This window comes from Enterobacter cloacae complex sp. SHL021 (genome assembly GCF_049237765.1).
Taxonomy (GTDB): Bacteria; Pseudomonadota; Gammaproteobacteria; order Enterobacterales; family Enterobacteriaceae; genus Enterobacter; species Enterobacter cloacae.
On sequence record NZ_JBMKJG010000023.1, the window covers coordinates 13,047 to 37,989 of the forward strand.

Annotated in this window: 20 protein-coding genes and 4 tRNA genes; 18 read left to right on the forward strand and 6 right to left on the reverse strand. The window is 54.5% G+C overall.

All coding sequences use genetic code 11. The features are described from left to right. Positions 1-12 precede the first annotated feature (12 nt). Positions 13-2,037, forward strand: a complete 2,025-nt coding sequence (rep, locus tag ACOTZF_RS20150) for a DNA helicase Rep (protein WP_013099281.1) — start codon at positions 13-15, stop codon at positions 2,035-2,037. A gap of 51 nt (positions 2,038-2,088) precedes the next feature. Here the strand turns inward: rep and gppA are convergent, their stop codons facing one another. Then, positions 2,089-3,573 carry a guanosine-5'-triphosphate,3'-diphosphate diphosphatase gene (gene gppA, locus ACOTZF_RS20155; protein WP_013099280.1) on the reverse strand — a complete coding sequence of 495 codons (1,485 nt, stop codon included), beginning with the start codon at positions 3,571-3,573 and terminating at the stop codon, positions 2,089-2,091. Between the two features lie 6 nt (positions 3,574-3,579). After that, positions 3,580-4,845, reverse strand: coding sequence for an ATP-dependent RNA helicase RhlB (rhlB, locus tag ACOTZF_RS20160; RefSeq protein ID WP_013099279.1), 1,266 nt, complete (start codon positions 4,843-4,845; stop codon positions 3,580-3,582). Between the two features lie 144 nt (positions 4,846-4,989). Here rhlB and trxA point away from each other — a divergent pair, with 144 nt between their 5' ends. The 17 genes from trxA to ACOTZF_RS20245 all read left to right on the forward strand — a co-directional run bounded on the left by trxA (position 4,990) and on the right by ACOTZF_RS20245 (position 20,140). Beyond that, on the forward strand, positions 4,990-5,319 hold the full coding sequence (gene trxA, locus ACOTZF_RS20165; protein WP_004386384.1) for a thioredoxin TrxA: 330 nt from the start codon (positions 4,990-4,992) through the stop codon (positions 5,317-5,319). A 340-nt stretch (positions 5,320-5,659) separates the two neighbouring features. Then, positions 5,660-6,919, forward strand: coding sequence for a transcription termination factor Rho (gene rho / locus ACOTZF_RS20170; RefSeq protein WP_001054528.1), 1,260 nt, complete (start codon positions 5,660-5,662; stop codon positions 6,917-6,919). Positions 6,920-7,161: 242 nt separating this feature from the next. Further along, entirely contained in the window at positions 7,162-8,265 is a 1,104-nt protein-coding gene (gene wecA / locus ACOTZF_RS20175) for a UDP-N-acetylglucosamine--undecaprenyl-phosphate N-acetylglucosaminephosphotransferase (protein WP_013099278.1), read from the forward strand. A 12-nt stretch (positions 8,266-8,277) separates the two neighbouring features. Then, positions 8,278-9,324, forward strand: a complete 1,047-nt coding sequence (gene wzzE, locus ACOTZF_RS20180; RefSeq protein ID WP_038985276.1) for an ECA polysaccharide chain length modulation protein — start codon at positions 8,278-8,280, stop codon at positions 9,322-9,324. A 56-nt stretch (positions 9,325-9,380) separates the two neighbouring features. Further along, positions 9,381-10,511, forward strand: coding sequence for a non-hydrolyzing UDP-N-acetylglucosamine 2-epimerase (gene wecB, locus ACOTZF_RS20185; RefSeq protein WP_038985275.1), 1,131 nt, complete (start codon positions 9,381-9,383; stop codon positions 10,509-10,511). Then, positions 10,508-11,770, forward strand: coding sequence for a UDP-N-acetyl-D-mannosamine dehydrogenase (gene wecC, locus ACOTZF_RS20190; protein ID WP_013099275.1), 1,263 nt, complete (start codon positions 10,508-10,510; stop codon positions 11,768-11,770). The genes wecB and wecC overlap by 4 nt, the downstream gene beginning before the upstream one ends. Then, complete coding sequence (gene rffC / locus ACOTZF_RS20195) at positions 11,767-12,444, forward strand: dTDP-4-amino-4,6-dideoxy-D-galactose acyltransferase (RefSeq protein ID WP_029883123.1); 678 nt, start codon at positions 11,767-11,769, stop codon at positions 12,442-12,444. The genes wecC and rffC overlap by 4 nt, the downstream gene beginning before the upstream one ends. 4 nt (positions 12,445-12,448) lie before the next feature. Then, the gene (rffA, locus tag ACOTZF_RS20200) at positions 12,449-13,579 is read left to right on the forward strand and encodes a dTDP-4-amino-4,6-dideoxygalactose transaminase (RefSeq protein WP_014833721.1); all 1,131 of its coding nucleotides are present in this window, start codon (positions 12,449-12,451) and stop codon (positions 13,577-13,579) included. A 1-nt stretch (position 13,580) separates the two neighbouring features. Further along, positions 13,581-14,831, forward strand: coding sequence for a lipid III flippase WzxE (gene wzxE, locus ACOTZF_RS20205; protein ID WP_038985272.1), 1,251 nt, complete (start codon positions 13,581-13,583; stop codon positions 14,829-14,831). After that, complete coding sequence (locus tag ACOTZF_RS20210; RefSeq protein ID WP_102752783.1) at positions 14,828-15,907, forward strand: TDP-N-acetylfucosamine:lipid II N-acetylfucosaminyltransferase; 1,080 nt, start codon at positions 14,828-14,830, stop codon at positions 15,905-15,907. The genes wzxE and ACOTZF_RS20210 overlap by 4 nt, the downstream gene beginning before the upstream one ends. After that, positions 15,904-17,256, forward strand: a complete 1,353-nt coding sequence (wzyE, locus tag ACOTZF_RS20215) for an ECA oligosaccharide polymerase (protein WP_014833719.1) — start codon at positions 15,904-15,906, stop codon at positions 17,254-17,256. Before ACOTZF_RS20210 ends, wzyE begins: the two co-directional genes overlap by 4 nt. 12 nt (positions 17,257-17,268) lie before the next feature. Beyond that, complete coding sequence (gene wecG / locus ACOTZF_RS20220) at positions 17,269-18,009, forward strand: lipopolysaccharide N-acetylmannosaminouronosyltransferase (protein WP_013099269.1); 741 nt, start codon at positions 17,269-17,271, stop codon at positions 18,007-18,009. A gap of 197 nt (positions 18,010-18,206) precedes the next feature. After that, complete coding sequence (gene thrP, locus ACOTZF_RS20225) at positions 18,207-19,592, forward strand: bifunctional threonine/serine APC transporter ThrP (RefSeq protein WP_038985266.1); 1,386 nt, start codon at positions 18,207-18,209, stop codon at positions 19,590-19,592. A gap of 102 nt (positions 19,593-19,694) precedes the next feature. Further along, a tRNA-Arg gene (locus ACOTZF_RS20230) sits at positions 19,695-19,771 on the forward strand. 67 nt (positions 19,772-19,838) lie between these two features. Continuing rightward, positions 19,839-19,914 (forward strand) — tRNA-His (locus ACOTZF_RS20235). Positions 19,915-19,934: 20 nt separating this feature from the next. Beyond that, positions 19,935-20,021 (forward strand) — tRNA-Leu (locus ACOTZF_RS20240). Positions 20,022-20,063: 42 nt separating this feature from the next. Next, positions 20,064-20,140, forward strand: a tRNA-Pro gene (locus ACOTZF_RS20245). Positions 20,141-20,678: 538 nt separating this feature from the next. On the opposite strand, the gene hemY is transcribed toward ACOTZF_RS20245, so the two are convergent. From hemY to hemC, 4 genes are read right to left on the reverse strand one after another with little or no spacing between them, the layout of a single operon-like run. Next, the gene (hemY, locus tag ACOTZF_RS20250; protein ID WP_013099267.1) at positions 20,679-21,878 is read right to left on the reverse strand and encodes a protoheme IX biogenesis protein HemY; all 1,200 of its coding nucleotides are present in this window, start codon (positions 21,876-21,878) and stop codon (positions 20,679-20,681) included. A 2-nt stretch (positions 21,879-21,880) separates the two neighbouring features. Then, positions 21,881-23,077 carry a uroporphyrinogen-III C-methyltransferase gene (gene hemX / locus ACOTZF_RS20255; protein WP_129253119.1) on the reverse strand — a complete coding sequence of 399 codons (1,197 nt, stop codon included), beginning with the start codon at positions 23,075-23,077 and terminating at the stop codon, positions 21,881-21,883. A gap of 21 nt (positions 23,078-23,098) precedes the next feature. Further along, positions 23,099-23,839, reverse strand: coding sequence for a uroporphyrinogen-III synthase (gene hemD / locus ACOTZF_RS20260; protein ID WP_029883127.1), 741 nt, complete (start codon positions 23,837-23,839; stop codon positions 23,099-23,101). Then, the gene (gene hemC / locus ACOTZF_RS20265; protein ID WP_058683738.1) at positions 23,836-24,777 is read right to left on the reverse strand and encodes a hydroxymethylbilane synthase; all 942 of its coding nucleotides are present in this window, start codon (positions 24,775-24,777) and stop codon (positions 23,836-23,838) included. Before hemC ends, hemD begins: the two co-directional genes overlap by 4 nt. Between the last annotated feature and the right edge of the window lie 166 nt (positions 24,778-24,943).

The following is a 24,943-nucleotide window of genomic DNA, read 5'->3' on the forward strand; positions in this document are numbered from 1 at the left end:
GAGTGATCATTTATGCGTTTAAACCCCGGACAACAACAAGCTGTCGAATTTGTCACCGGACCGTGTCTGGTGCTGGCGGGGGCTGGCTCCGGCAAAACGCGTGTGATCACGAACAAAATCGCCCACCTGATCCGCGGCTGCGGCTATCAGGCCCGGCATATCGCTGCGGTGACCTTTACCAACAAAGCGGCGCGCGAAATGAAAGAGCGTGTCGGCCAGACGCTGGGGCGTAAAGAGGCGCGAGGCCTGATGATCTCCACGTTCCACACGCTGGGGCTGGATATCATCAAACGTGAATACGCGGCGCTGGGGATGAAGTCTAACTTCTCGCTCTTCGACGACACCGATCAGGTGGCATTGCTTAAAGAGCTTACCGAGGGGCTGATCGAAGATGACAAAGTGCTGTTGCAGCAGCTGATCTCGACGATCTCCAACTGGAAAAACGATCTGATGACCCCCGCTCAGGCGGCGGCAAGCGCCAAAGGTGAGCGGGATCGCATCTTCGCTCACTGCTACGGTCTGTACGATGCACATATGAAAGCGTGTAACGTGCTGGATTTTGACGATCTGATCCTGCTGCCCACGCTGCTGTTGCAGCGTAATGAAGAGGTGCGTGAACGCTGGCAGAACAAAATACGCTATCTGCTGGTGGATGAATACCAGGACACCAACACCAGCCAGTATGAGCTGGTGAAGCTGCTGGTGGGACAGCGCGCGCGTTTCACCGTGGTAGGCGATGATGACCAGTCTATCTACTCCTGGCGCGGTGCGCGCCCACAAAACCTGGTGCTGCTGAGCAAAGATTTTCCGGCGCTGCAGGTGATCAAGCTGGAACAGAACTACCGCTCATCCGGGCGCATCCTGAAAGCGGCAAATATCCTGATTGCCAATAACCCGCACGTCTTCGAAAAACGCCTTTTCTCGGAACTTGGCTATGGCACGGAGCTCAAAGTGCTCAGTGCCAATAATGAAGAGCATGAAGCGGAGCGCGTGACGGGCGAGCTGATTGCGCACCACTTCGTCAATAAAACGGAATATAAAGATTACGCGATCCTCTATCGCGGCAACCACCAGTCGCGCGTCTTTGAAAAGATGCTGATGCAGAACCGCATCCCCTACAAAATTTCCGGCGGAACCTCCTTCTTCTCGCGCCCTGAAATCAAAGATCTGCTGGCCTATCTTCGTGTACTCACCAACCCGGATGACGACAGCGCCTTTCTGCGTATCGTGAACACGCCGAAACGTGAAATCGGCCCGGCGACGCTGCAAAAGCTCGGTGAATGGGCGATGACGCGCAACAAAAGCCTGTTCACCGCCAGCTTCGATATGGGGCTGAGCCAGACGTTAACCGGGCGCGGTTATGATTCCTTAACCCGCTTTACCCACTGGCTTGGCGAAGTCCAGCGTCTGGCGGAGCGCGAACCGGTTGCTGCCGTTCGCGATCTGATCCACGGCATCGACTATGAGTCCTGGCTGTATGAAACCTCTGCCAGCCCGAAGGCGGCAGAGATGCGGATGAAAAACGTTAACCAGCTATTCAGCTGGATGACGGAAATGCTGGAAGGCTCAGAAATCGACGAGCCGATGACCCTGACCCAGGTCGTTACCCGCTTTACGCTACGCGACATGATGGAGCGCGGAGAGAGCGAAGAGGAAGCCGATCAGGTTCAACTGATGACGCTGCATGCGTCTAAAGGGCTGGAGTTTCCGTATGTCTACCTGGTCGGCATGGAAGAGGGCTTACTGCCGCACCAGAGCAGCATTGATGAAGATAACGTCGATGAAGAGCGTCGTCTGGCCTATGTGGGCATTACCCGCGCGCAGAAAGAATTAACATTTACGCTGTGTAAAGAGCGCCGTCAGTATGGGGAACTGGTTCGCCCTGAGCCGAGCCGTTTCCTGCTGGAGTTGCCGCAGGATGACCTGATCTGGGAGCAGGAGCGCAAGGTGATTACCGCTGAAGAACGGATGCACAAAGGTCAGGCTAACGTCGCGAACATTCGCGCCATGCTGGCAAAAGCCAAAGAGAAGGGATAAAAACTTGCAGGCCGGGTCAGGCGAAGCCGCCGCCCGGCAATGCACAGCGTGTTACTTCACTTCAAGCGCCCAGTGGACATAGCTCTGCCACTGGCACTCTTGCTCAATCATCTCTGCCCCAAGCGGGTGATTATCAATCCAGTTTTCCGGCAGCGTCAGAGACAGCCTTTCGTCATCCGCCACCAGATGAATATTGGGCAGCAAATCATCGCGACGTCGGCTGGCAAACAGAATTGCCAGACGCAGCAGGCGGCACAGATGCTCGGCCACGCGTGGCGGCACAGCGTTTTGCTGATGTAACGAGGAGAGGTCAACGGCGTTGGTCTGGTTCAACAGTAACGTTGCCAGCAGCTTCTTTTGTGCCGGCGTGTAGCCCGGCAGATCGAGATTACGCACCAGCCAGGCTGCGTGCAGCGGCGCCTGCTTATACTCGACGCTCAGCCCAATTTCATGCAGCGCGCAGGCACTTAGCAGCAGATCGCGGCTCAACGGGTCAATATCCCAGCTATTTTTTACCTGATCGGCAAACAGTGATGCCAGCTGACCTACCCGTTGCGCTTGATCGGTATCGACAATAAAGCGACGCTGTACGTTACGCAGGGTTCGGGTGCGGATGTCCTGATCAACCGAAAGATGCAGCATTCCGTAGACCAGCCCTTCACGCAGCGCACCACCGGCCAGCGTCATACACTGGATGTTCAGCTCGGTAAAAATGGCGATCAAAATGGCCAGGCCGCTCGGGAAGACCAGCGCGCGTTCCAGCGTCAGGCCTTCTATTTCCAGCTCTTCCAGGCGACCACATTGAATCGCGCGCTGTTTTAACTGCTGGAGCTTGGTAAGCGTGATCCGCTCGTCCATCCCCTGGGCCATCATGATTTCCTGCAACGCCTGCACGGTACCTGACGCACCCACGCAGACTTTCCAGCCGTGATAGCGCAGTTCGTCCATTACCGGACGTAACACCTCGCGGGCGGCATTTTCCGCTTCGTCGAAGTTCTCTTTACCGAGATTTCGATCGGCAAAGTAGCGCTCAAGCCAGGTCACACAGCCCATCGACAGGCTGAACAGCGAGGTCGCCTGCGCGCCCGTGCCGGTGACGAGCTCGGTGCTGGCACCCCCGATATCGACGACCAGACGGCGATCGTCGCCGCCCGTCGTGTGCGCAACACCCTGATAGATCAGACGTGCTTCTTCTTCACCGCTGATAACCTGAACCGGGCACCCGAGAATTTCCTGCGCTTTGGCAATAAAATCCACGGCATTGACTGCCAGGCGCAGCGTCGCGGTGGCGACAACGGTAATTTGCGAATGGGGAATATCCTGCAGGCGTTCGGCAAAGAGACGCAGACACTGCCAGCCACGTTCCATGGCTTCGGGGGAGAGATAATTATCGCTGCTCAGGCCCGCCGCGAGGCGGACCTTGCGCTTAATGCGCGTCAGCGTTTGTATGCTTCCCGCCACCTCGCGCACAACCAGCATATGAAAACTATTCGAACCGAGATCAATTGCCGCATAAAGCGAGGTGGAGCTGAGCATATTTTCTTAACCTGAACGACGACGATTACGCGGTGCGCCAGAACGACGCGGGCCATTGCCGGAGCGGGCGCGGGTAAGGCGCTTAGGCGGCGGCAGTTCGCTTAACAGCGCATCCGGATTGTATTTACTCTGTGGAATAGAGTGACCAATGTAGGCCTCAATCGCCGGGAGATTCAGCGCATATTCTTCACACGCAAGGCTAATGGAGTGACCGCTTGCGCCTGCACGACCGGTACGACCAATGCGGTGTACGTAGTCTTCGCAGTCATCCGGCAGGTCATAGTTGAAGACGTGCGTGACGGCGGGAATGTGCAGACCACGCGCGGCCACGTCGGTTGCGACCAGAATATCGAGATCGCCACGGGTAAATTCGTCGAGAATACGCAGGCGTTTTTTCTGTGCCACATCGCCGGTCAGCAGACCCACACGGTGACCATCCGCAGCCAGATGGCCCCAGATATCTTCACAGCGGTGTTTGGTGTTCGCGAAGATAATGGCGCGATCTGGCCACTCTTCTTCGATCAGCGTTTGCAGCAGGCGCATTTTCTCTTCATTGGAAGGATAGAAGAGCTCTTCTTTAATGCGGTGACCTGTTTTCTGCTCCGGCTCCACTTCCACATATTCGGCGTTGTTCATCTGCTCGAACGCCAGCTCGCGTACGCGATAAGAAAGGGTAGCGGAGAACAGCATGTTCAGACGCTGGTTCGCCGGAGGCATGCGACGGAACAGCCAGCGGATGTCTTTGATGAAGCCCAGATCGTACATACGGTCGGCTTCATCCAGCACCACAACCTGGATTGCGCCGAGGTTAATGTGATTCTGTTTTGCATAATCGATAAGACGGCCAGTGGTACCGATCAGGATATCCACGCCGCTTTCCAGTACTTTCAGCTGCTTATCGTAGCCATCGCCGCCGTAAGCCAGGCCAATCTTCAGGCCGGTCGCCTGCGTCAGAGGTTCAGCGTCTGCGTGGATCTGTACCGCCAGTTCTCGCGTCGGAGCCATGATAAGCGCGCGCGGCTGGTTAACTTTGCGGTCTGCAATCGCTGGATGAGAAAGTAAATAATGAAACGTTGACGTTAAAAACGCCATCGTTTTGCCAGTACCGGTTTGCGCCTGCCCTGCTACGTCACGACCGGCCAGCGTCAGCGGCAGGGCGAGAGCCTGAATGGGCGTGCAGTTATGAAAGCCTTTATTTTCAAGGGCTTCAATCACTTTTGGGTGCAGGGCGAAGTCGGAAAACTTCTGTTCTGTTAAATGTGTTTTGCTCATAGTGTGGTAGAATATCAGCTTACTATTGCTTTACGAAAGCGTATCCGGTGAAATAAAGTCAACCTTTAGTTGGTTAATGCGACATCAACACGTCGTTGATGAAGGCGAAACCAACGCACCAGGCTTATTCCTGTGGAGTTATATATGAGCGATAAAATTATTCACCTGACTGACGACAGTTTTGACACGGACGTACTTAAGGCTGACGGGCTGACCCTCGTCGATTTCTGGGCTGAATGGTGTGGTCCTTGCAAAATGATCGCCCCGATTCTGGATGAGATCGCTGACGAATATCAGGGCAAACTGACCGTTGCCAAGCTGAACATCGACCAGAACCCGGGTACCGCGCCAAAATACGGCATCCGTGGCATCCCGACCCTGCTGTTGTTTAAAAACGGCGAAGTGGCGGCGACCAAAGTGGGCGCACTGTCCAAAGGTCAACTGAAAGAGTTCCTCGACGCTAACCTGGCGTAAGGTTTCTCCGCTGCGCGTCCAGAGGCCAAAATGATGTGCAACTCTGGACGCCCGGCTTAAGTCGTGCTAAGTTAGCTATGACTTCGTTTTAAACATATCTTGTTGTTTGAATCTTGTTTTACCCGAAACTTCCCGTTGTTAACTTAAACAGTGCGTGAAGTGGCTAAATTCCGGGCTTGTCACTCAATCCGTCTTGTCGTTTCAGATCTGCGTTCTTTCCCTGTGACCAGACAGCGAACAGACATGAGTTGATGGCCGCTAAACAGGCATGGATGACCCTGCCATACCATTCACAACATTAAGTTCGAGAATCACCCCGAGTTTAAGAACCCACACCATTATGAATCTTACCGAATTAAAGAATACGCCGGTTTCTGAGCTGATCACTCTCGGCGAAAATATGGGACTGGAAAACCAGGCTCGTATGCGCAAGCAGGACATCATTTTCGCCATCCTGAAGCAGCACGCTAAGAGTGGCGAAGATATCTTTGGCGACGGTGTGCTGGAGATATTGCAAGACGGATTTGGTTTCCTCCGCTCTGCAGACAGTTCCTACCTCGCCGGCCCTGACGACATCTACGTATCCCCCAGCCAAATCCGCCGTTTCAACCTCCGCACTGGTGACACCATTTCAGGTAAGATTCGTCCTCCAAAAGAGGGTGAACGCTACTTTGCGCTGTTGAAAGTTAACGAAGTTAACTACGACAAACCGGAAAACTCGCGTAACAAGATCCTCTTCGAGAACTTAACGCCGCTGCATGCGAACTCTCGTCTGCGTATGGAGCGTGGTAACGGTTCTACCGAAGACTTAACCGCGCGCGTGCTGGATCTGGCTTCGCCAATTGGTCGTGGTCAACGTGGTCTGATTGTGGCACCGCCAAAAGCGGGTAAAACCATGCTGCTGCAGAACATCGCGCAGAGCATTGCCTACAACCACCCTGACTGCGTGCTGATGGTACTGCTGATTGACGAACGTCCGGAAGAAGTGACCGAGATGCAGCGTCTGGTGAAAGGTGAAGTTGTGGCGTCGACCTTTGACGAGCCAGCATCCCGTCACGTTCAGGTTGCGGAAATGGTTATTGAGAAGGCGAAACGCCTGGTTGAGCACAAGAAAGACGTTATCATTCTGCTCGACTCCATCACCCGTCTGGCGCGTGCCTACAACACCGTGGTTCCGGCTTCCGGTAAAGTACTGACCGGTGGTGTAGATGCCAACGCCCTGCATCGTCCGAAGCGCTTCTTCGGTGCTGCACGTAATGTGGAAGAGGGCGGTAGCCTGACCATCATCGCGACGGCTCTTATCGATACCGGCTCCAAAATGGACGAAGTGATCTACGAAGAGTTTAAAGGGACAGGTAACATGGAACTGCACCTCTCTCGTAAGATTGCAGAAAAACGTGTCTTCCCGGCTATCGACTACAACCGTTCCGGTACCCGTAAGGAAGAGCTGCTCACCACTCAGGAAGAGCTGCAGAAAATGTGGATCCTGCGCAAAATTATCCACCCAATGGGTGAAATCGACGCCATGGAATTCCTCATTAACAAACTGGCGATGACCAAAACCAACGACGATTTCTTCGACATGATGAAGCGCTCGTAACGCAAATAAAGCCAGTGAACGCCACGTTTTTACGTGGCGTTTTTCTTTTATGGACTATACGCTATTACCACACACTCCCAATTTTGACCGGTCGGTGCGACAATTAAGACTATTGGCACAGTAAAAACATTAATTGTCTGAATAATAAACAAATGGGGTTGTTAGAGGTTTGCTTTATGCCTTCAGGCTTTGCGCCTTCATGGTTATACTTCCGCGACTAACATTTGTTGAGAACATCCATTGTGGACCTACTTGATACGTTTACTGAACTAACCAGTATTTTTTTATTCACCACCTGCTTTCTGTTTTTTGCACGTAAGGTGGCGAAATATCTGGGGTTAGTGGATAAACCCAACTTCCGGAAGCGCCATCAGGGGATGATCCCTCTTGTAGGGGGAATCTCTGTTTTTGCTGGCCTTTGCTTCACCTTCACCATTGCTGACTACTATGTTCCGCATGTTAAGTTGTACCTGATGTGTGCGACGGTGTTGGTTTTGGTTGGGGCGCTCGACGATCGTTACGACATCAGTGTCAAAATTCGCGCTATCGTTCAGGCCGCGGTCGGCATTGCTATGATGGTGTTCGCAAAGCTTCATCTAAGCAGCCTCGGCTATATTTTTGGGTCGTGGGAGATGTTACTGGGCCCGTTTGGCTATTTCCTGACACTATTTGCTGTATGGGTTGCAATAAACGCATTCAACATGGTGGACGGCATAGATGGCTTGCTCGGTGGATTGTCCTGCGTCTCATTTGCTGCTATCGGTTTCATTTTATGGTTTGACGGTCAATACAGCCTGGCCATGTGGTGTTTTGCCATGATCGCGGCCATCCTTCCTTATATCTTATTAAATCTGGGAGCGTTAGGCCGCCGATATAAAGTGTTTATGGGTGATGCCGGTAGCACTCTGATCGGCTTTACAATCATCTGGATCTTGCTGGAAACCACACAAGGTAAAGTCCATCCCATTAGCCCGGTAACCGCGTTATGGATCATTGCCATCCCATTGATGGATATGGTTGCGATTATGTATCGCCGATTGCGTAAAGGGATGAGTCCGTTCTCCGCTGACCGCCAGCATATTCATCATTTAATCATGCGAGCCGGGTTCACTTCCCGTCAGGCATTTGTGCTTATTACACTGGCTGCTGCTATTCTGGCGGGAATTGGTGTGGCAGCTGAATACGCACAGTTTGTACCTGAGTGGGTTATGTTGGTACTGTTCTTGCTAGCGTTTTCTCTGTATGGCTATTGCATTAAACGCGCATGGAAAGTCGCTCGTTTCATTAAGCGTGTAAAACGCAGGATGCGTCGAAATAGTGGTAATAATCCAACTTTAACTAAATAAACTGGGATTGTGATGACTCAACCGTTGGTGGGAGCAAAATCAGAGATGACCGAGAATGAGCTGGATATACGTGGCTTGTTTCGCACTTTATGGGCCGGAAAACTGTGGATTGCAGGCATTGCACTGGGCTTCGCATTAGTTGCACTCGCGTATACCTTTTTTGCAAAACAGGAATGGAGTGCAACGGCGATAACTGACAAACCCACTGTTAACATGTTGGGGGGATACTATTCCCAGCAGCAGTTCCTGCGCAACCTGGATATCAAGGCAAATCTGGCGACGCCCGATCAGGCTTCCGTCATGGATGAGGCGTATAAAGAGTTTGTCATGCAACTGGCCTCCTGGGACACGCGTCGTGATTTCTGGAGCCAGACGGATTATTACAAGCAACGCATGGTGGGCAACAGCAAAGCCGATGCCGCGCTGCTGGATGACCTGATTAACAACATTCAGTTTATGCCGGGCGATGCGCTGCGTAATGTTAATGACAGCGTCAAACTGATTGCAGAGACGGCGCCGGATGCCAATAACCTGTTGCGCCAGTATGTCGCTTTTGCCAGCCAGCGCGCCGCAAGTCATCTTAATGAAGAACTAAAAGGCGCCTGGGCGGCCCGTACCATCCAGATGAAAGCGCAGGTAAAACGTCAGGAAGAGGTGGCTAAAGCCATATTCTCCCGCCGTGTTCATAACATTGAACAGGCACTCAAAATTGCGGAACAGCACAATATTTCTCGCAGCGAAACGGACGTTCCGGCGGATGAACTGCCTGATTCTGAAATGTTCCTGCTTGGTCGTCCGATGCTGCAGGCTCGTCTGGAAAACCTGCAGGCCGTTGGCCCTGATTTTGACCTCGACTACGATCAAAACCGCGCCATGCTCAACACCCTGAATGTAGGTCCAACGCTGGACCCGCGTTTTCAGACCTATCGTTATTTGCGAACGCCTGAAGAACCTGTAAAACGCGATAGCCCACGTCGTGCATTCCTGATGATCATGTGGGGGATTGTAGGCGCACTGACGGGCGCTGGCGTGGCGTTAACACGTCGTCGCACAAATTAAGAACGCCATTGACGATGAAGGCCACGGCCTTCATCGCCTAATCGAAGAGAATCGATGTGAAAGTACTTACCGTATTTGGTACCAGGCCGGAGGCCATCAAGATGGCGCCTCTGGTGCATGCGCTGGCCAGCGATCCTGATATTGAAGCGAAAGTGTGCGTTACGGCGCAACACCGGGAGATGCTCGATCAGGTTTTAACGCTCTTTTCCATCGTCCCGGACTACGATCTGAATATTATGAAGCCGGGGCAGGGATTAACGGAGATTACCTGCCGTATCTTGCAAGAGCTTAAGCCCATTCTGGAATCCTTTAAGCCGGATGTTGTGTTGGTGCATGGCGACACCACCACTACTGTGGCGGCCAGCATGGCTGCGTTTTATCAACGTATTCCTGTCGGCCACGTTGAAGCGGGCCTACGCACCGGCAATCTTTACTCGCCGTGGCCGGAAGAAGCCAACCGCACGCTTACCGGGCATCTGGCGATGTACCACTTTGCACCCACCGAAAATTCGCGCCAGAACTTGCTGTGTGAAAATATCGCCGACAATAAAATCTTTGTGACCGGCAATACGGTTATTGATGCCCTGATTTGGGTGCGTGACCGTGTGCTGGCTAACAATGAACTTCAGGCAGAACTCGCTGCGCGTTACCCGTTCCTGAACAACGGCAAAAAAACCATTCTGGTGACCGGCCACCGTCGTGAAAGCTTTGGCCGGGGTTTCGAGCAAATCTGTCATGCGTTGGCTGAAATCGCCGCGCAAAACGAAGATGTGCAGATTGTCTATCCGGTGCATCTCAACCCTAACGTCAGCGAGCCGGTCAACCGCATTCTGGGACATGTTGAAAATGTCCTTCTGATTGAGCCGCAGGACTACATGCCGTTTGTCTGGCTTATGAATCATGCCTGGCTGATCCTCACTGATTCAGGCGGTATTCAGGAAGAAGCACCTTCACTCGGCAAGCCGGTGCTGGTAATGCGTGAAACCACCGAGCGCCCGGAGGCGGTAAAAGCGGGCACGGTGCGTCTGGTCGGCACGGATAAGCAGCGTATCGTCGATGAAGTGACACACCTGCTGCACGACGAAGAAGCGTATCAGGCGATGAGCCGGGCCCATAACCCGTACGGTGATGGGCTGGCTTGTGGCCGTATTTTGCATGCACTTAAACACAATCGGGTATCGCTATGAGTTTTACTACCATCTCTGTCATTGGTCTTGGCTATATTGGCTTGCCTACTGCGGCAGCATTTGCCTCTCGTCAAAAACAGGTTGTAGGCGTGGACATCAATGCGCGCGCGGTGGAAACCATTAACCGTGGCGAAATCCATATTGTGGAGCCCGATCTCGACCGCGTGGTCAAAGAGGCCGTTGATGGGGGATACCTGCGCGCCAGTACCACGCCGGTTGAAGCCGATGCTTATCTCATTGCTGTGCCGACGCCATTCAAAGGCGACCATGAACCCGACATGGTCTACGTCGAGGCCGCTGCGAAATCTATTGCACCTGTGCTCAAGAAAGGGGCGCTGGTGATCCTGGAGTCCACTTCTCCGGTTGGCGCAACCGAGCAGATGGCACAGTGGCTGGCAGAAGCCCGGCCGGATTTAAGCTTCCCGCAGCAGGCGGGAGAGCAGGCCGATATCAATATTGCCTACTGTCCGGAGCGCGTGCTGCCGGGGCAGGTGATGGTCGAACTGATTAAAAACGACCGCGTGATTGGCGGGATGACGCCTGTTTGTTCCGCTCGTGCCAGCGCGCTGTACAAGATTTTCCTCGAAGGCGAATGCGTGGTGACGAACTCCCGTACCGCAGAAATGTGCAAACTGACGGAAAACAGCTTCCGCGACGTGAACATCGCTTTTGCCAACGAACTGTCGCTCATTTGTGCCGATCAGGGGATTAACGTCTGGGAATTAATCAGCCTGGCGAATCGTCATCCGCGCGTTAACATTCTGCAGCCAGGCCCGGGCGTGGGCGGTCACTGTATCGCCGTCGATCCATGGTTTATCGTGGCGCAAAACCCCGATCAGGCACGCCTGATCCGCACCGCGCGCGAAGTTAACGACAGCAAGCCACACTGGGTTCTCAACCAGGTTAAAACCACGGTGGCAGATTGTCTGGCTGAGAGTGGCAAACGGGCCAGCGAACTGAAAATTGCCTGTTTTGGCCTGGCATTCAAACCTAACATCGACGATCTGCGCGAAAGCCCGGCGATGGAAATTGCTGAGATGATTGCCCAATGGCACACGGGCGAAACGCTGGTAGTCGAGCCGAATATTCATGAACTGCCGGCAAAACTGGCGGGGAACTGCACGCTTACCGCGCTGGATGACGCGCTGGCCACGGCGGACGTACTGGTGCTGCTGGTGGATCATAAAGAGTTTAAAGCGACCCCCGCTGATGCCGTACAGCAGCGTTACATTGTTGATACCAAAGGTGTCTGGCGTTGAGCAACCTGAACGGGACGCTTGAGTCCCTTGAGTGGGAGAGCCATTTTTTTGGCCTGCCTTCAGCCATTCTGCGTTTGCGCGAAACTGCACCGGCACTGACTGACGCCGACTTTCGCGTCTGGCAGCGGGTACAGGCGAAGATCCCGGCGGACCGCGCCGACCTGCTTGATGCGCTTCAGCAACACGGTTTTCAGCTGGTGGAAGGCGAAGTGGATCTTGCCATTACGCTAACCCGGCATGAGGCGCCAGGCGCGGAAGTTGCCGCTGAGCAGGATATCCCGGTGCTGCGCGAAATGGCAGCGCAGGCGTTTGCCCGCAGCCGCTTTCGTGCCCCCTGGTATGCACCTGAGGACAGCGGACGTTTCTATGCCCAGTGGATTGAGAATGCGGTAAAAGGGACGTTCGATCATGTTTGTCTGGTGTTCCGCGCGGCGGACGGCCAGATCCAGGGTTTTGTTTCGCTTCGCAAGCTCAACGAGCGCGAGGCGCGTATCGGCTTATTAGCTGGCCGGGGTATGGGCGAGAAACTCATGCAGGCGGCGCTACACTGGGCGCAGCAGCAACAGGTCTCGACGCTGCGGGTGGCAACCCAGATGGGCAACACCGCTGCGCTTAAACGTTATATTGCGAGTGGTGCCAACATCGACGCCACCGCCTACTGGTTATACAGGTGACAAGATGATTCCATTTAACGCACCACCCGTCGTGGGAACCGAACTCGACTATATGCAGTCTGCTATGGGCAGCGGCAAACTCTGCGGTGATGGTGGGTTTACCCGTCGCTGCCAGCAGTGGATGGAACAGCGTTTTCACAGCGCTAAAGTGCTGCTGACCCCTTCCTGTACGGCGTCGCTGGAAATGGCTGCGCTGCTGCTCGATATTCAGCCCGGTGATGAAGTGATTATGCCGAGCTACACCTTCGTCTCCACGGCAAACGCGTTTGTGTTACGCGGGGCGAAAATCGTCTTTGTGGATATTCGTCCGGACACCATGAATATCGATGAAACGCTGATTGAAGCGGCGATCACTGATAAAACGCGGGCGATTGTTCCGGTCCATTACGCGGGCGTGGCCTGTGAAATGGACACCATTATGGCGATCGCGAAAAAGCATAACCTGTTTGTGGTGGAAGATGCCGCTCAGGGCGTGATGTCCACTTACAAAGGACGCGCGCTCGGCACCATCGGCCATATCGGCTGCTTTAGCTTCCACGAAACCAAAAACTACACCGCAGGTGGTGAAGGCGGCGCGACGCTGATTAACGACCGCGCGCTGGTTGAGCGTGCGGAAGTGATCCGCGAAAAAGGCACCAACCGCAGCCAGTTCTTCCGTGGCCAGGTTGATAAGTATACCTGGCGCGATATTGGCTCAAGCTATCTGATGGCGGATCTGCAGGCGGCGTATCTGTGGGCACAGCTGGAGGCGGCAGAGCGCATTAACCTGCAGCGTTTGTCCCTGTGGCAGACCTATTACGACGCGCTGGCACCGCTGGCAAAAGCCGGGCGTATTGCGCTGCCGACCATTCCGGCAGACTGCGTCCACAATGCCCATATGTTCTACATCAAACTGCGCGATAACGACGATCGCAGCAAGCTGATTGCCTGGCTGAAAGAGGCTGAGATTATGGCGGTATTCCACTACATTCCGCTGCACTCCAGCCCGGCCGGTGAAGCGTTCGGGACATTCGCGGGTGAAGACCGCTATACCACGAAAGAAAGTGAGCGTTTGCTTCGCTTGCCACTGTTCTACAACCTCGCGCCGGTTAACCAGCGTACGGTGATTAATACCCTTCTGAGCTATTTCGGCTGATATGTCTCTGGCAAAAGCATCGGTGTGGACCGCCGCGTCCACGCTTGTCAAAATTGGCGCCGGGCTGCTGGTCGTCAAGCTGCTGGCCGTCTCATTCGGCCCTTCTGGGGTGGGTCTGGCGGGCAATTTCCGCCAGCTTGTCACCGTCCTTGGGGTATTGGCCGGCGCCGGGATCTTCAACGGCGTTACGAAATACGTTGCACAGCATCAGGATGACGCAGCGCAGCTGCGCAAAGTCGTCGGCACATCGTCGGCGATGGTGTTAGGTTTCTCTACTCTGCTGGCCGCGGTGTTTCTGCTGGCGGCGGCCCCCATTAGTCAGGGGCTGTTTGGACACACGCATTATGAAGGGCTGGTGCGTCTGGTCGCTCTGGTTCAGATGGGGATCGCGTGGGCTAACCTGCTACTGGCGCTGATGAAAGGATTTCGTGATGCAGCCGGGAACGCGCTTGCGCTGATCCTGGGCAGCGTTATAGGTGTTATCGCCTATTACTTCTGCTATCGCCTGGGCGGGTATGAAGGCGCGCTGCTGGGTCTGGCGCTGGTACCTGCGTTAGTGGTCGTTCCGGCGGCGTTTATGCTCATGCGTCGTGGCGTTATCCCCTTAAGCTACCTGAAACCGCAGTGGGACAAGGGGCTGGCGGGTCAACTGGGTAAATTTACCCTGATGGCGCTTATTACCTCCGTAACGCTGCCGGTGGCTTACGTAATGATGCGAAACCTGCTGGCGGCGCATTACAGCTGGGATGAGGTGGGAATTTGGCAGGGCGTAAGCAGCATTTCTGACGCCTACCTCCAATTTATAACGGCTTCCTTTAGCGTCTGGTTGCTGCCAACCTTATCGCGTCTGAGCTCCCGACAGGATATTACCCGCGAGATTACCCGCTCGCTGCGTTTTGTACTTCCCGCCGTGGCGGCGGCCAGTTTTACCGTGTGGTTATTGCGCGATGTCGCCATCTGGCTGCTCTTTTCGGCGAAATTCATCGCCATGCGCGATCTGTTTGCCTGGCAGCTGGTGGGGGATGTACTGAAAGTAGGCGCTTACGTATTCGGGTATCTGGTGATTGCGAAAGCCTCGCTGCGTTTGTATATCCTGGCAGAGATAAGCCAGTTTACGCTCCTGACGGCGTTCTCACACTGGCTGATCCCGGCACACGGTGCACTGGGGGCGGCTCAGGCCTATATGGCAACCTATATCGTTTATTTCGCTGCCTGTTGCGGCGTATTTTTACTTTGGCGTAAACGCGCATGACTGCACTGATTCACATACTGGGATCGGATATCCCACACCATAACCAGACCGTTTTGCGGTTCTTCAACGATGAGCTGGCCCCGGACAATCCCGATGCACGCGAGTTTATGGTTGCAGGCCAGGACAGGGGGCTTAGCGAGATGTGTCCGGCGCTGACGCTTACCTTCTGGCCGGATAAAGCCGCCCTGGCGAAGGCAGTTGTCGCGAAAGCGAAAGCGGATCGTGAGCAGCGCTTCTTCTTCCATGGGCAATTTAATACCGGTCTGTGGCTGGCTCTCCTGAGCGGCGGGATTAAACCTTCCCAGTGCAGCTGGCATATCTGGGGAGCCGATCTCTATGAAGTCTCCCGCGGCTGGAAGTTCCGACTCTTCTACCCGCTACGGCGTATGGCGCAGGGGCGGGTTGGCTGTGTTTTCGCCACCCGTGGCGATCTCAATTACTTCGCGAAACAGCACCCCAACGTTCGCGGTGAGCTGCTCTATTTCCCGACACGCATGAACCCGGCGCTGAATAACATGGCAAACGATACGCCGCGTGAGGGTAAGCTGACGATCCTGGTGGGTAACTCTGGCGATCGCAGCAATGAGCATATTGCTGCGCTGAAGGCGGTACATCAGCAGTTTGGTGACACGGTGAATGTCGTTGTGCCGATGGGCTATCCGGCCAATAATGATGCTTACATCAATGACGTTCGCCAGCAGGCCTTGGGATTGTTTAGCCCGGAGAATGTGAACATCCTGCGCGATAAGCTGGGATTTGATGAATATCTGGCGCTGCTTCGCCAGTGCGATCTAGGCTATTTCATCTTTGCCCGCCAGCAGGGAATTGGCACGCTGTGCCTGCTGATTCAGGCAGGCGTTCCCTGTGTGCTTAATCGCGATAATCCGTTCTGGCAGGATATGGCTGAACAACACATTCCGGTGCTGTTCACCACGGATACCCTGAACGTGGAGGTGGTACGCGAAGCTCAGCGTCAACTGGCGCTGGTGGATAAAAGTACCATCGATTTCTTTAGCCCGAACTATCTTACGCCGTGGCATCGTGCGCTGCGTATCGCTTCAGGAGACAACGCATGAGCCAGTTGCAATTCAGCGGCTTGTTAGTGGTATGGCTTCTGAGCACGCTATTTATCGCCACTCTGACCTGGTTTGAGTTCCGCCGCGTGCGTTTTAACTTTAACGTCTTCTTCTCGTTACTGTTTCTTCTGACCTTCTTCTTCGGTTTTCCGCTGACCAGTATTCTGGTTTTCCGTTTTGACGTGAGCGTCGCGCCGCCGGAAATCCTGCTCCAGGCACTCTTGTCGGCGACCTGCTTCTATGCGGTGTACTACGTCACCTATAAAACGCGTCTGCGTGCGGTGAAAGCGAGTGCGCCGCGTCGTCCGCTGTTCACCATGAACCGGGTAGAGACCCATCTGACGTGGGTAATGCTGATGACCATCGCGCTGGTCAGCGTGGGGATCTTCTTCATGCATAACGGCTTTTTGCTGTTTAAGCTGCACTCCTACAGCCAGATTTTTTCTGCCGAAGTTTCGGGCGTGGCGCTTAAGCGCTTCTTCTATTTCTTCATCCCGGCAATGCTGGTGATCTTTTTCCTGCGCCAGGACAGTAAGGCCTGGCTCTTCTTCCTGGTGAGCACGGTCGCCTTTGGTTTCCTGACCTACATGATTGTGGGTGGGACGCGCGCCAACATTATTATCGCCTTTGCGATCTTCCTGTTTATCGGCATCATTCGCGGGTGGATCTCCCTGTGGATGCTGGCGGCAGCGGGCGTGTTTGGCATTGTGGGGATGTTCTGGCTGGCTCTTAAGCGCTATGGACTGAACGTGGCCGGTGACGAAGCGTTTTACACCTTCCTGTATCTCACGCGCGACACCTTCTCGCCGTGGGAAAACCTCGCTTTACTGCTGCAAAACTACGACAAGATCGATTTCCAGGGGTTGGCGCCCATTGTGCGTGACTTCTATGTGTTTATCCCGTCGTGGCTGTGGCCTGACCGCCCGGGTGCCGTGCTCAACACAGCGAACTACTTCACTTGGGAAGTGCTGAACAACCATTCAGGTCTGGCCATTTCCCCTACGCTGATTGGTTCGCTGGTGGTAATGGGCGGAAGCTGGTTTATTCTGCCGGGCGCGGTTGTGGTAGGGCTGATTATCAAATGGTTTGACTGGCTCTATGTGCTCGGCAACGAAGAGACTAACCGCTACAAGGCCGCCATTTTGCACAGTTTCTGCTTTGGTGCCATTTTCAATATGATCGTTCTGGCGCGCGAGGGGCTGGATTCCTTCGTCTCGCGCGTGGTTTTCTTTATGGTCGTTTTCGGCGTCTGCCTGCTGCTGGCCAAACTGCTGTACTGGCTGTTTGACAGTGCAGGGCTTGTGCATAAGCGCGAGCCACAGGGCAGCAGAACGCTGTCGCAAGTCTGAGTAAGGATAGTCATGACCGACACAACCTCTGCACCGCGCTACGCGCTGCGTGGCCTGCAGCTTATTGGCTGGCGCGATATGCAACACGCGCTGGATTTTCTCTTTGCGGGTGGCCAGATGAAATCCGGTACGCTGGTCGCCATCAATGCGGAGAAAATGCTGGCGGTAGAAGATAACGCTGAAGTCAGAAGTCTGATCGAGGCCGCCGAGTTTAAATACGCGGACGGTATCAGCGTGGTACGCTCGATCCGCAAAAAGTTTCCTGGTGCTAATGTTTCACGCGTCGCGGGGGCCGATCTCTGGGAACAGCTGATGGCACGTGCAGGGGCAGAAGGCACGCCCGTATTTCTTATTGGCGGTAAGCCTGAGGTCCTGGCACAGACCGAGCAGAAGCTGCGGCGTCAGTGGAATGTTAATATTGTGGGTAGTCAGGACGGCTATTTTAAACCAGAGGATCGGCAGGCGCTTTTTGACCGCGTGCGCGACAGCGGGGCGAAAATTGTCACCGTGGCGATGGGCTCACCGCGCCAGGAAATCCTGATGCGTGATTGCCGTCTGGTTTGCCCGGATGCCCTCTATATGGGCGTCGGCGGGACCTATGACGTCTTCACTGGCCATGTAAAACGTGCGCCGAAGGTATGGCAAAACCTGGGACTGGAGTGGCTGTACCGCCTGCTGTCGCAACCAACACGTATTAAACGCCAGCTCCGTCTGCTGCGTTATCTCGCCTGGCACTACACCGGGAAAATGTAATCAAAATGTAGCGCGATATGCTGTTCGCGCTGCAACTCCCCTGCAAAACTGCTGCGAAACTGTGCAATGCATTTATTTTTTTAATGCATTGTTTGCCATTTTGCAGAATTTAAGAAACCATTCGCTCCGTATTTTAGTACCCCTAAAAAACAATACCTGGTATTAAGCCGGGAAACAGCAAACACAACCGAGGATCTATGGCAGAGAAAAAACCGGAGCTACAGCGTGGGCTGGAAGCTCGTCATATTGAACTGATAGCGCTGGGCGGCACTATTGGTGTGGGCCTGTTTATGGGCTCTGCAAGCACGCTCAAATGGGCCGGGCCATCCGTTCTGCTGGCGTATATTATTGCTGGCCTGTTCGTTTTCTTCATCATGCGTTCGATGGGCGAAATGCTTTTCCTGGAGCCAGTGACCGGCTCTTTCGCCGTCTATGCGCACCGCTACATGAGCCCGTTCTTCGGCTACCTGACGGCCTGGTCATACTGGTTTATGTGGATGGCGGTGGGTATCTCGGAGATTACCGCAATCGGGGTGTATGTGCAGTTCTGGTTCCCGGATATGGTCCAGTGGATACCGGCGCTGATTGCTGTGGGGCTGGTGGCAATGGCAAACCTGGCAGCCGTTCGCCTTTATGGTGAAATCGAGTTTTGGTTTGCGATGATTAAAGTCACCACCATCATCGTGATGATTGTGGTTGGACTCGGCGTCATTTTCTTCGGCTTTGGCAACGGTGGTCACGCGATTGGCTTCGGTAACCTGACCGGGCACGGTGGCTTCTTCGCTGGTGGCTGGAAAGGCTTCCTGACGGCGCTGTGTATCGTTGTCGCGTCCTATCAGGGCGTTGAGCTTATCGGTATTACAGCCGGTGAAGCGAAGAACCCGCAGGTCACGCTGCGTAGTGCGGTGGGTAAGGTGCTGTGGCGTATCCTGATTTTCTATGTGGGGGCGATCTTCGTTATCGTGACCATCTTCCCGTGGAATGAGATCGGCACGACAGGCAGCCCGTTTGTCTTAACATTCGCGAAGATTGGTATTACGGCGGCAGCAGGTATTATCAACTTTGTCGTCCTGACGGCGGCGTTGTCTGGCTGTAACAGCGGAATGTACAGCTGTGGTCGTATGCTCTATGCGCTTTCGAAGAACAATCAATTGCCTGCGGCAATGAGTAAAGTGTCCCGCGCGGGTGTGCCTGTTGCGGGTGTGGCGGTGTCGATTGCCATCCTGCTGATTGGCTCATGCCTGAACTACATTATTCCAAACCCGCAGCGCGTATTTGTTTATGTCTACAGCGCCAGCGTGCTGCCGGGGATGGTGCCGTGGTTCGTTATTCTGATTAGCCAGCTGCGTTTCCGCCATGCGCATAAACAGGCGATTGCCAGCCATCCGTTCCGCTCGATTCTGTTCCCGTATGCGAACTATTTGACGATGGCGTTCCTGATTTGCGTATTAATCGGGATGTACTTTAATGATGATACCCGCATGTCGCTGTTTGTCGGGATGATCTTCCTGGCGGCAGTCACTGCAGCCTATAAGCTATTTGGGCTGGGGCGCCGCGTCACCACGCAGAAAGTGGAGGAATAAGCGGCAAAATGTGCAAACCATAACCAAACGCGCATTTTTTTCAAAAAAGCACTAGACAGCGGGGTCGGAGGTACGTAATATCCAGCCCCGCAACGGCGCTAAGCGCCCGTAGCTCAGCTGGATAGAGCGCTGCCCTCCGGAGGCAGAGGTCTCAGGTTCGAATCCTGTCGGGCGCGCCATTTTAGTCCCGGCGCTAGAGCTGCGGTGGTCTGAGAAGTAGTCAGTACCGCGTGAAAGAATACAGTGGTGGCTATAGCTCAGTTGGTAGAGCCCTGGATTGTGATTCCAGTTGTCGTGGGTTCGAATCCCATTAGCCACCCCATTATTGAAGAGTTGTGAATTGCGAAGGTGGCGGAATTGGTAGACGCGCTAGCTTCAGGTGTTAGTGTTCTTACGGACGTGGGGGTTCAAGTCCCCCCCCTCGCACCACGACTTTAATGAATTGAACTAAAAATTCAAAAAGCAGTACATCGGCGAGTAGCGCAGCTTGGTAGCGCAACTGGTTTGGGACCAGTGGGTCGGAGGTTCGAATCCTCTCTCGCCGACCAATTTTGAACCCCGCTTCGGCGGGGTTTTTTGTTTTCTGCGGCTTTTCACCTCTGTATCCATTCCCCGACATACGCGTTTCCTGTTGTCGCGAACCAGCGACACTTAATTAGTTGAAAACTAAACTAATATTTCATAAGTGTCTTAACCGTCTCTTTCTGACGACACTTCTGCGCTTTTATCGATATCTTATGGTGCGTCAGACGGGTCTTTGCAGCAGAAATTCCTTTTATCTTAAAATGTTGCGCGATGTAAAATTTGTTCGTGTAACGTTGGCATGTAACGTGCAATAATATACGTGTAGATGCTCATTCCATCTCTTATGTTCGCCTTCGTGCCTCATAAACTCAGGAATGATGCAGAGCCATTTACGGTGCTTATCGTCCACTGACAGATGTCGCTTCGGCCTCATCAGACACCATGGGCATAACGTTGAGTGAAGCACCAAATATGTTGTCTTACAGACCTGTTTTAACGCCTGCTTTTAAAGCAGGCGTTTTTTTATGCCTAAAAAAGGAGGCCGTTTGGCCTCCTTGATAATTACTGCTGCGTTCCGTTGTTCTGTAGCGTTAGCAGAAGCCCGTCGCGCCGCATGGCGGCAGCTTCTTCCGGTTTATGCTGCTTGTCAAGCGTATCGGCAAGCCACGCGTAGTCAAACGCGTCCGGGCGCTGTTTTAACGCCGCACGGAAGGCGAGGCTCGCCTCCTGCCATTCACCGTGTTTCATCAGCGACTGGCCCAGCGTGCTCCAGAGCAGCGGACGATCGCCAACGGTTTTGATCTGTTGACGCAGCACTTTTTCGATTTGCTCAGGGTTGTTGGTTTTCAGACGCGGGATCACCATGACCAGACGATCGTCGTACTGGCGCTTCAGACCGTCGAGGAGGATCTCCTGAGCCGTGTCATGATCGTCACATTCAATCAGGTGTTCCGCCATTGCCACCTGCAGAGGAACCTGCTGACGCGTTTTGCGGCTCTGATTCTTCCACCAGGTTTTCAGACCATCGCTGCCCAGATCGGCACGCGCCTGATCCATCAAACCAATCCACGCCATGCGCTGGAGTTCGTCACGATGTTCATCATCACCCACGTCGGCTTTCGCCATCGAAGGAATAATGTCCAGCAGTGAACCCCAGGCACCGGTACGGATATAGGCCTGCTCGGCAAGGCGCAGCACTTCAGGGTGGCGAGGAGTGATTTCCAGCAGACGGTCAACGCCGTGGCGCGCCGCATGGTTTTCATTACGTGCCAGCTGCAGGCGAACGCGAGTGATCTCAACCGGGATCTGGTTGTCGGACGCCATCTCCGATGCGCGCTCCAGATGCTGATTTGCACGGGCCTCGTCACCACGCTGTTGAGCTGCTTCAGCAGCCAACAGATAGTTCACGACGGGTTGTTCGGCGTGATCGGCGTTTTTGGACATCAGCTTTTCCACCTGCTGATAGTCGCCCTCGGCGAGCTTAATCAGCGCCTGCTCGGTCTGCTTACGGGCGCGACGGCGCTTGCGGCCAACGAACCAGCCACGGGTATGGGCACCGGTGCGGAAAATACGGCGCAGGATCCACTCCAGCGCCAGCAGCACCACAACGCCCAGGATCAGAATGATCACCAGACCCGTTACGCTGGTTTCGATGTTGTAATTGTCGGTCTGGATCAACACGTAACCCTGGTGACCGGCAAGCATCGGCCCAAGGACGATCCCGGCGATCAGCAGGATAAAGAGTAAGAGTACTTTAAGCATCGTTACTCTCCTTGTGGGGCGCTTTCAGGCGCGGGCGCAGCGGCTGGTGCAGGTTCACCCGTCTGCTCAGCCGGAACGCCCGGCTGAGCCAGCAGGTTACGTACGCGCGTTTGCATCAGCTTTTCCAGAATCGGCTGGCTGGCCAGTTTATCCGGCACGTTCATGGTGATGTTCTGCTGACTCAGTTTGTCTATGTCATCGAGGAACGCCGTGGTGGTGGCATCATCGGTATCGTAGTAAGCACGTACCCATGTGGAGACGTTATCCAGCGCCTGTTTGTAGGTCTCTTCCTGATGACGTGGCACGGCCTGGGCCGCGACCAGCAGACGGGAACGAATGTTCTCACGCAGGTAGATATCCTGGTTCGGCGCTAACAGCGGCACGGCGGTTTCATCACGGCGACGAATGGTGATGAAGCTGTCCATAAAGTTCTGCCAGCTTTTTTGCAGGTTTACACGCCACTCGCTCAGGGAGCTGGACAGCTCGGTGCCGTCGGAATCCATGGGAGAATCGTCGTCGTTGTTATCTGCCAGTTGCAGGTTATCAATCTGGTTCGAGAGCTGATTTACCTTGAGGATGATGCCGTCATAATCCACCTGAGAAACGGCGGAGAGGCTGGCGATGTCTTCGGTAATGGCGCGACGTGCGGTGATGAGGCTTGGATCGTTCATGTCCGCCAGACTCGCATCTGCGCTTTTCAGCAGAGCGCCGGCGGTGGTGACATCCTGATCGCTCCAGAGCTTACGCCCGGCCAGTTTCACCAGAAAATCAGCCTGAGAAAGCAGCCAGGTTTTGGCATCGGTACCGGAAATGGTGGCCACTTTTTGCTGTACTTCGTCCAGCTGTTTGGTTAGCTCTTCCTGTTTGCTGTTCGCATCGGCAAGCGCGGCAGCCTGCTGTTTGATGACGCCTTCCAGCTCGGTTTTTTGTGTCTCCTGCGCTTTTTGCAGCGCAGCGAGCTGATTAACCAGCGCGTCGCTGGTTGCCGTCTGATTGGTGCTTTGCTGTTTCACCAGGCCGTAGAGGCTGACGCCTGCTGCCAGCGCAATGGCGATGGCAATCGCGCTCAGCGCAAGGCTGGTCTTGTTGCTGCCGTTTTTCTTCTCAACGGTTTTCTCAGTCGTTTCTGACTGTGGCGTCATGTCCACAGTCTCCCTGGTCTCTTCAACCACGGCGGAGGATTTGTCGTGTTCCGTCATTATGGCATCCCATTATGAGAGTTATTGTAATGCGCGCAGCAGCGCATCGTTGTCGGCGTTATCAGCGATCCGAATATCTTGCCAGCCCAGTTCCCGGGCGAGGTTCGCCAGACGCTCACTGACGACCAAAAGCCGACAGTGGAGTAACCAGTTTTCACGATACCAAAGCGGCACCAGCGACCAGAGTTGCTGCAGCATTTCGCCGCTGGTCACCACCAGCGTTGTAATGCCGCGCGTATGCCAGCGCATCGCCTCTTGTGCACCATCGTAATGTTTTGCACAGCGTTGATAACATTCGCAAAACGTGACGTCAGCTCCGCGTTCACGCAGCGTTTCGCCTAACAGTTCGCGTCCGCCGTTACCGCGTAAAATCAGCGCACGTTTTCCGATTAGGGTTTGTAATTCAGGTAATTGTAGCAAGACTTCGCTGGTTTCCCGATCTAACGGGTAACGTACGTCTGCTCCACTTACGGTATGCAGCGCCAGGGCGGTGGAACGGCCAATCGCGAAATAGCGTGGCGCGGTAGGCCAGTTCAGTCCCTGCTGTTGTAGCTGCGCATGGGCAAATTCCACGGCATGTTGCGACAAGGCAAACAGCAGGTCGCCTTCCTGAAGGGTATTCATATGGTCGGCGAGCGCGGACAGCTCCCGACCCGGGGAGAATTCAATAAGCGGAAAACTCCAGGCCACCTGCCCCAGTGCGCGCAGACGGCTCACTAACTGCTCTCCTGCGGGAGAAGGGCGGGTGACGAGAATACTCATGCAGGGGGCTCTCCATCGTAAACGTCAGCCAGAATCTCGCGGGCACCGTTATCCAGTAACTCTTCCGCCAGCGAAATGCCAAGCTGCTCAGCATCTTGCGGTTTACCGCGGCGCTCACCGCGTACCATCTGCGAACCGTCCGGCGCGCCAACCAGCGCACGCAGCCACAGTTCACCGTTAATTAATTCAGCATAGCTGCCAATCGGCACCTGGCACCCCCCTTCAAGGCGGGTATTCATCGCACGCTCGGCTTTGACGCGAATGGCCGTCTCGTCATGATTCAGCGGCGCAAGCAGTTCACGGGTACGCCTGTCATCCAGACGGCACTCAATACCTACAGCGCCCTGTCCCACGGCCGGCAAAGAGAGCTCTGGTGGCAATGCGACGCGAATGCGTGACTCCAGCCCCAGACGCTTAAGACCTGCTACCGCGAGGATAATGGCATCGTAATCGCCGTTATCCAGCTTGCCCAGACGCGTGCCAACGTTACCGCGCAGCGAGCGTATGATCAGATCCGGACGGCGTTCAGCCAACTGACACTGGCGGCGTAAACTGGACGTGCCAACCACGCTGCCTTTGGGCAACGCATCAAGCGAGTCAAACTGGTTAGAGACAAACGCATCGCGCGGATCCTCGCGCTCGCAAATGGTCACCAGCCCCAGCCCTTCCGGGAACTCGACGGGCACGTCTTTCATCGAATGCACGGCGATATCGGCGCGGTTCTCAAGCAATGCCAGTTCCAGTTCTTTGACAAACAAGCCTTTGCCGCCCACTTTCGCCAGCGGCGTATCAAGGATCACATCGCCGCGCGTGACCATGGGCACCAGCTCGACGCGCAAGCCGCTGTGGCAGGCTTCCAGGCGCTGCTTAACATAATGTGCCTGCCAGAGCGCAAGAGGGCTTTGGCGTGTGGCAATTCTCAAAACATTGTCTAACATGCTTGTTACCGTCATTATCAATCGCTAACCATCCTAACATTGTTGACTCTGGGATGGCAGTTTTACGGTGATGAAGAAGAGAGGGACAGGGCGGGAGTTCTCGTCAGCCACAGCCGTATTAAGGAATTTACACGTACAGAACGGTGCTACACTTTGTATGTAGCGC